General features: G+C 64.8%; 7 protein-coding genes and 1 pseudogene. All 8 read right to left on the bottom strand.

All coding sequences use genetic code 11. From position 1 onward, the window contains the following. Positions 1-282: pseudogene (locus VGE27_RS15010) on the bottom strand (hypothetical protein); the annotation flags it as partial. Between the two features lie 10 nt (positions 283-292). Then, positions 293-1,651 (bottom strand): hypothetical protein, encoded by a 1,359-nt coding sequence (locus tag VGE27_RS15005; protein WP_331050480.1) that lies wholly within the window; start codon positions 1,649-1,651, stop codon positions 293-295. Beyond that, positions 1,648-2,265: an acyltransferase gene (locus VGE27_RS15000; RefSeq protein ID WP_070400228.1), complete on the bottom strand. Its 618-nt coding sequence runs from the start codon at positions 2,263-2,265 to the stop codon at positions 1,648-1,650. Before VGE27_RS15000 ends, VGE27_RS15005 begins: the two co-directional genes overlap by 4 nt. Further along, entirely contained in the window at positions 2,256-3,314 is a 1,059-nt protein-coding gene (locus VGE27_RS14995; protein ID WP_070400229.1) for a hypothetical protein, read from the bottom strand. The genes VGE27_RS15000 and VGE27_RS14995 overlap by 10 nt, the downstream gene beginning before the upstream one ends. Positions 3,315-3,328: 14 nt before the next feature. Then, entirely contained in the window at positions 3,329-4,045 is a 717-nt protein-coding gene (locus tag VGE27_RS14990; RefSeq protein ID WP_070400230.1) for a hypothetical protein, read from the bottom strand. After that, positions 4,038-4,949: a hypothetical protein gene (locus tag VGE27_RS14985; protein WP_070400231.1), complete on the bottom strand. Its 912-nt coding sequence runs from the start codon at positions 4,947-4,949 to the stop codon at positions 4,038-4,040. Before VGE27_RS14985 ends, VGE27_RS14990 begins: the two co-directional genes overlap by 8 nt. A 22-nt stretch (positions 4,950-4,971) precedes the next feature. Further along, entirely contained in the window at positions 4,972-6,021 is a 1,050-nt protein-coding gene (locus VGE27_RS14980; RefSeq protein WP_331050479.1) for an FkbM family methyltransferase, read from the bottom strand. Next, positions 6,018-6,833, bottom strand: a complete 816-nt coding sequence (locus VGE27_RS14975; protein ID WP_331050478.1) for a phytanoyl-CoA dioxygenase family protein — start codon at positions 6,831-6,833, stop codon at positions 6,018-6,020. Before VGE27_RS14975 ends, VGE27_RS14980 begins: the two co-directional genes overlap by 4 nt. Positions 6,834-7,034 lie beyond the last annotated feature (201 nt).

Here is a 7,034-nt window from a genome sequence, read left to right as displayed (position 1 = left end):
GGCATAGGCCAACGCGGCAAAAGCGACCGCCGTGCTGGCCAGTGCGCGCCGGGCGGACTCATCGGGCGCGTCGGCGATGTAGCGCGCCATGCCTTGCGATATCTCGAGCGCGATCGTCAGGTTCACCAGCGCGCCCGCGATCGCGACGGTTTCCACGACCCCGTACTCGCCCGAGCCCAGCGCCCGCGAGTACACAGGGATCAGAAAGATCTGGAGCCCCCGGACAAGCAGGGTCGAGAGGCCGTAGAGGAGGGTGTCCCGGCCGAGTCGCTGCAGGCCCATCGTGGTCCGTTCAGTTCCGCGTCTCGCGCACGAACGTCATCAGCATGTCGCGCAGCGTCGGGTTGTGCTCGAGCAACAGGGCCTGTTCACCGTGACGGGCCACGATCGCCCGCACGATGGCGCGGATGCGGTCACCGGACAGGCCGCCACCCAAGTGATAGAGGTTGCGATGTGGGTCGTTCCACCACGACCCGGGCGCACGGCCTTCCAGCAGTTGCAGGTACTTCGCCGCCACGCTTCTCGGCGTCCAGGCCTCAAGCACGAAGCGGCGCATCTCCTCGCCCACCTGGCGCCGGTACTCCGCATCCACCACCAGCCTTTCGATCGTGGCCTGCATCTGGTCGGGCGTGGTGAAGCAGGTCGGCGGAATGGTTTCGGGGGGCATGTCACGGCGCACATTGGCCGCGTAGTAGCCCCCCATGACCACCGGCTTGCCGAAGCGGGCCGATTCCGTCGCAAAGCCGGCCATGGGGGTGTCCGCCCACTGCCCGTCCACCACGAAGTCGCAGGCCTGAAGTTCCTCCAGTACGCGCAGGTGCGGTTGCCCAGTCATGACGATGAAGTCGATGGGCAGGCCCCGTTCGATCAGCTCTTCGATAAGGCGGCGCGTGATGCGGGTGCCGCGGCCGACCATGTCGGAGGTCGCGTGCAGGATGCGCACACGGCCGTCGGGCGTGCGTGGCTCGGGCAAGTGTGTGTCCGGGGGCGAGAACGGAATGCCCACAGCCGCAAAGTTGACGAATGGCTTGTCCAGCAGTTGAGCGAACCCGGGGCCACAAACCACGGTGTGCGCATGGCGTTCGATCCATCGCACGTCGCGGTGGCGAACCGCGGTCGCGGACACATAGGCATCGATGAGCTCGTCGTCGAGCGGCGGCGGGTCGAGGTCGTTCTGCCGCGTGGCGGCGTGTCGCTCCTGGTAGAACGATCCGTCGAGGTAGGCGGGGCGCGCGTCGGTGCCATGCAGCACATAGATGACCCGGCGTCCCAGCCAGCGCAGCACAGGCAGGTCCCAGAACCTGAAAAAACTGGAGCCGCCGCCCATGATGAAGACATCAAAACGCCGCACCGCCCACACGAACAGGATCACCCGTGTGAGCGTCACTGGCACCAGCCAGGCCCGGCGCCGCCAGTGCGCCGCTTCGGGCACCGCTACGCGCCGCTTGACGAAGAAACGCGCCAGGCGTGCCGGCCAACCCATGTCCTGCGCTTCGTCGTAGGCGAACCGGTGGGCCTGGATGGGGATGTGCACGCACTCGATACCCAGTTCTGTAAATCCTTTGCGCAATTGGGCGTAGTAGCCGGATACCTCGGTCAACCCCAGGAAGATGCGCGGAGCGCGCTGGTGCGTGGACGGAGAACGGCTCATCGCTGTGTGCTCTCCGATCGTGCGTCGTCTCGCGGGGGGACGTCGTCGTCCATGACCAACTGCACGCGCTCACCTTCGCGGGTGATCGTGCGCCCGATGCGGCGTGCTGGCACCCCAGCCACGATGGTGTTGCTGGGCACGTCGGAAGTCACGACCGCTCCGGCCCCAACCACGCAGGCATTGCCGATCGTCACGCCTTTCAGAATCACGGCGTGCGAGCCGATGAAGCAGTGATCGCCGATCGACACGGGGGCGTAGTCATAGGGCTCCACGCCGCCCGACAGGCACCAGCGCACCGAGTCGTGCGTGAGGATCTGCGTGCCGACCGAGATGGAACAGTGCCGGCCGATGCGGATGCCCGCCGTGCCATCGATGGAGCAGAAGGGTCCGATCCAGGTGTGGGCTCCGATGTCGACTTTGCCCGCCAGCGTCGTGGAGTTGTAGATGGTCACACCGTCTTCGCCGCTCCAATACTTGCCGCGCTCCTTCCACTCGAAGAGGTCTTCGTAGAAGGGGTTGATGCGCTGGTAGGTGGCGTGTGTGTGATCGCGCAGTTTGCCGTGCAGCGAGCGCAGCGTGTCGAGCAGCCGCTTTTCCTCGTCGCTCAGGTCCATGCCATGTCTCCTTCCAGATCCATTGCCGGGCTGTGCTTCAGCGCATGTTGGGCCGCTTCGGCGAGGCTCATGCCTCCCAAACGGGCCCGCGCCATCACCTGGCCCACCTTCACGCCGGCGGCGAACAAGTCCATTACCGAATAGGGCCCCAACTCGGATGGCATGTACGACATGAAACCGGGGGGAGCCATGCGTTCCGGGTAGACCGAGATGCCGTGGGCCTCCAGGTGGTCGCGGTCCACGCGGCCGGACACCACGCCAACGCCCGTGGTGTTGGCGGCAACGAGTTGCTGCGTATCGATCAGGCCTGAGGGTCCCACCAGAAGCCGGTGGTCCGCGTGTTCGGCAACGATGATGTAGGTGGCCCACTGCGCGGCTTGCGCGGCCTCGGCCGGTGAGCAAGTGGGCGCGATGCGCCGGCACGCGATCCCGAGGCGCTGGAAGCCGTCTTCCATGGGTTGTGCCAGCGTGTACTGATCGCCTATGACGAGGATGCGGTCATCCGCTACCGAGGCCTTGTGGCTCATGGCGAGGTGCATGGCGGTGAGAAAGCTGTAAGGCCGCAGATCACAGGGTGCCTCGTGTTCGTTGGTGCCCATGATGAGGATGCCGCGCTGCCGCGCGACATCGAGGTCGATCTCGCCGGGACGTAGCTCCCATGGCTCCCACATCAGGGGCAGCACGGCGGTGGGCTTCATGCGGTTCAGGAACGCCGCGTCGAAGGGGCGCAGGTGCCCGCTGTTGGTGACGATGTCGGCGGCGGCGATGTCGTGGTCCGATAGGCTGGTGCGGAACTCCCAGCGTTCATCGAGCCCTGCCGCGGCATAGACCGCCCGCATGGAGGCTTCGACTTCCTGCGTGCTGGCGTACCGGCTGTTGCGGCAATAGGCGATCACGCGTTCGGCGCCGCCGAGCAACGCCATCATGGGGTTGAACAGGTACGTGCCTGAGGCCGCTTCGGTCAGGATGGTGAGGCCACGGCAGTCGATGTCGTATTTCTGTACGAGCTGCTGCGCATACTTTTTCGCGCGCGCGGGTGGAATGGGCATGGGCGGGGCAGGGATCAACGAAGCAGGGAGGACAGCCAGGTGCGCGCGCCATCGCCGTCGAACCGCAGTCGCCGCAAGGCATTCGGGTCGCCGGCGTGCGGGCGGGACGCGCCGTAGCGATCAAGGCTCTCAGCGTTCAGGAACAGATGAATGGGGTGGAAGTTGTAGACACGCAGTCCACCACCGCTTGCGAGAAGCTCGGTGTCCAGATGGAAGCTCACCGCTGACATGGCGCGCTGGAACAGAAGGCCATCGTCCGCGAAATGCACCGGCGCTTCCACCAGGCCATTGAGCTGGCGAAAGGGGTGGATGTTCGCATCGCCGAACATGAGGTAGTTGCTCAGGTGCGTGACGCCAGCTTCTCGGTAGAGCTCCAGCCAGCGCCCGGAGGTGGTCATGGCGTGGCTGCGCAGCACCTTGGCCTCGGGCACTACGCGTGCCAGGTCCATCACGATGTCGCGGGCCGAGCGCAGTGCCTCGCCACTGAGCAAGGGGTCGAAGTTGGGATGCAGCCCCAACTCGAACAGGGGATTGGCCCGCAGACGCGCCAGCAAGGGTGTGTCGTGCGTGACGAAAAAGCACGCCTTGATGGCCGCCCGCTCTATCAGGTCGATGGTGTCTTCGAGCACGGCGTCGTGCGCCCAGTCGATGTCGATAGACAGCACGCGCTTGCCAGTCCAACTGCTCGCTCGCGCGGGATCAATGTCGCGGAAGTGGATGAACTCAGCCATCGGAATACGCCAGGCCGATACCGTCGCGGCCGAATCGGTTGCCGTTGTAGAGCATGTAGAGCCGATCGCCGTGACGGATCACCTCCATCTTGTCGATCGCTTCGCTGTCCCATCCGCTCTCGCTCACTGGCAGGCAGTGGTCCGCTTGGCGCGTCCAGGTCACCCCGTCCAGGCTTTCCGCGTAGCCGCATCGGTAGCCGACATCGCGTCGTTTGACGGGGAACCACGCACGGTAGCGGCCGTGGTGCTCGTCGATGGTCATGCGCGAGATGTTCGTCTCGTCGTCTTGCAGCGGCAACGCCACTTCACCCGAGCGTGTCCACTCGATGCCGTCTCGCGAGCGGGCGATCTTGATGTCGTACCAGGAGATAGCCCCGCCCGCGGTGAACTCGAACTTGAAGCCGGAGAGGTAGTACATCAACCACTCGGGGCCTTGGCGGATGACGGTGCCACCAGACACCATCCAGGGGTCGAAACGGCTGCGTTGCAGGATGGGCGCGGGGGAGTGTTTGCTGAACGTCTGTCCACCATCCCGGCTGATGGCCAGGCCGATGGCAGCATAAAACAACGGATCTTTCTTGCCGGTGTTCCAGCCCAGGTAGTAAAGGTAGAGGTCGCCGTTGTCGGCGCGCGCGATACTGCAGGCCTGTACACCGTGGTCGTCGAAGTGCCCCCAATCGCCAGGCACCAGCACCGGTTCGCGCGCGGGGTTCGACGTCACTCCGGTCGCCAGGTCGATGTCGAAGTGGCCCACATGGGCGCGGTTGTTCTCATCGCGCGAACTGAAAAAGATGCGATACCGGCTACCGCCGAGCGGTAAACGCGTGGGCAGCGCCGCATGGCTGGCCTGCCAGGGCAGTGTGGAATCGGGCCGGTAGATCAGCCCTTGCTTGGTCCATTGCATGGCGCTTGCGCCTTCCTTCCTGTCAGGAGCGGCCGTACAGGTAATTCGACACCCCCTGAACCTGCCCACCCACCATTTCGTGAATGCGGTGAACGGCCAGTTGGCGATAGCCGAAGCGACGCATGTGGGCGCTCAAGCGTGGCTCGAGCGCGTCCTCGGTTTCGATCAGCACCTGGCGCAGTCCGCCCGATTGCAGGAGTCCCTGAGCGCCCTCGAGCACAGCAAACTCGGCGCCGTCCACGTCCACCTTGAGGTAGTCAGGGCGGGGCAGGCCATAGCGCTCGATTAGCGAGTCGAGGGCGTCGGCCAGGCAGGGCTGCGCGTACATCACACCGCGTTCCACCAGGCCAGCGCGTTGATCGGCACCACTGAACTTTCCATGTGCGCCCTCGTAGGGCAGATCCGGCGAGACCAGTTCGATCAGTGCGGGCCGGTCGGACAGAGCCAACTGCAAAGCGGTGAAGGGGCGTTGAATCCGATCCTGGTTCAGCACGCGGTTCTTGCTCATAAGGCCAAAGTTGAGCGCGTCCGGCTCGAAGGCCACCACCGTGCTGGCGCGCGCGATGGCTGCATACAGGGCGAACAGGCCGTTTGATGCGCCCACGTCGTAGAAGCAGGCGCCTGCGGGAAAGGCATCCATCCAGGCAATGGTGTCTGGCTCGATGTCGAAGAAGCGCTCGGCGACGATGGCCGACAGCCTGTTCGGCGTGGCCAGGCGCATCGACCCGGTCGGCAGGGAAACTTCCATGTCCTGCGTCAAGGCGGGGCCGCGCAGGAGGTCGACGGGGTCGTGGGCTCGCAGGCCCAGGGCGTCAAGCCGTTGGGACATCGCTCGCCAGGCCAGCCCGGCCACGAGGATGCGGCTGAAGCTGTGCTGCCGCTCGAGCGCTTGCTCGGCCGAGCAGATGGTGATGCCCTCGTGCATGCCGCCGGTCTTTCCGTCATCGATGATGCAGATGACGGGGAGGTCGGGCCGCTCGCGCTTCAGGGTGTCGAACACGAACCGGCCGACAGCACCAAAGCCGTAGAGCGCGATCGGCCCGGGAGGAATGGCGCGCAGGTCGGTGATCATGCGAAGGCTGCCTTGAGCTGCTCCGGCGTCGGAAAGTCCGGCGTGACCAGTTCCTGCTCGGGGCGGTAGACGGCGTAGGGGTGAGGCATGCCACGATCGATGAAGGTCGACTCAGCGGCGTCGTTGTATCGCACGTGGATCGACCATCGGATGGCCTGCGTCACGTTGTTGCCCGAGCGGTGCACGGCGAAAGCCGAGAACACCACGAGATCGCCGGCCTTGACTTCGACCGGAACGAAGGCCTCGGCTGGCGCGACCGTGTTGGGGATGTGCCGATACCAGGTGTCTTTCTCGGTGGGGGCCAGGCCCTGCAGGTGGCTGCCGGGGATGAATTCGATGGCGCCCAGGCTCACGTCGATGTCGACGAGTGGTACCCAGATCACCACCGAATTGAGGCTGCCCTGCATGCTGCGCCAGTCCTGATGAGACGGCGTTTTGTAGTGCCCTTCGATCTTGGCCAAGTGACGCGAGTTGAAGTAGATGATGGGCTTCACGCACACGATGGGCATGGTCAGACCCAGGCGCTGCAGCAGCTGGGTGATCCGCTCGGATACGACGAAGCGGTGCATGCCAAGGATGTGCTGCGCCGCGCGCGCGGCGCCGATGAAGTCCTGGTAGTTGGCGTTGAACAGCGCATAGAGTGCGTCTGCGAACCCCTGCTCGCCGTCGCCCTGTTCCTCGATGCGGTTCTTGCGGAACATTTGCCGAAACACGGCCTGGGCTTCCTGGCGGATGGCGTTGACCTCCGCCGGGTCGACGGCATTGGGAAGGCAAACGAACCCGTCGCGCTTGTAGGTATCGATGATGTCCATGGGGCGTTTGTGGACCGGGGTCCGTGGAGCAAAGGGGGAGCGTGCTTACTTGCGGACAAGGATTGTCCACTCATACAGCGGATAGTCGTGCAGCAGCGCCACCTGGCGCGAGTAGTTGCGCTTGCAATGGTCGAACCAGAACAAGGGGTCGCCGTAGAACAGGTGGGGCTCTTGCCAATCCACGTAGGTCGACAGCAGATT

It is taken from the genome of Gemmatimonas sp., from assembly GCF_036405635.1.
In the GTDB taxonomy this organism is placed as follows: Bacteria; Gemmatimonadota; Gemmatimonadetes; order Gemmatimonadales; family Gemmatimonadaceae; genus Gemmatimonas.
Note: the sequence above shows the minus strand (reverse complement) of the source record. Positions and strands in the feature narration are given on the sequence as shown.

Bases quoted from the DNA above. Each gene is read 5' to 3' on its own strand.
- VGE27_RS15000 (WP_070400228.1), bottom strand. From the start codon at position 2,265: ATGGACCTGAGCGACGAGGAAAAGCGGCTGCTCGACACGCTGCGCTCG.
- VGE27_RS14995 (WP_070400229.1), bottom strand. From the start codon at position 3,314: ATGCCCATTCCACCCGCGCGCGCGAAAAAGTATGCGCAGCAGCTCGTA.
- VGE27_RS14985 (WP_070400231.1), bottom strand. From the start codon at position 4,949: ATGCAATGGACCAAGCAAGGGCTGATCTACCGGCCCGATTCCACACTG.
- VGE27_RS14990 (WP_070400230.1), bottom strand. From the start codon at position 4,045: ATGGCTGAGTTCATCCACTTCCGCGACATTGATCCCGCGCGAGCGAGC.
- VGE27_RS15005 (WP_331050480.1), bottom strand. From the start codon at position 1,651: ATGAGCCGTTCTCCGTCCACGCACCAGCGCGCTCCGCGCATCTTCCTG.
- VGE27_RS14975 (WP_331050478.1), bottom strand. From the start codon at position 6,833: ATGGACATCATCGATACCTACAAGCGCGACGGGTTCGTTTGCCTTCCC.
- VGE27_RS14980 (WP_331050479.1), bottom strand. From the start codon at position 6,021: ATGATCACCGACCTGCGCGCCATTCCTCCCGGGCCGATCGCGCTCTAC.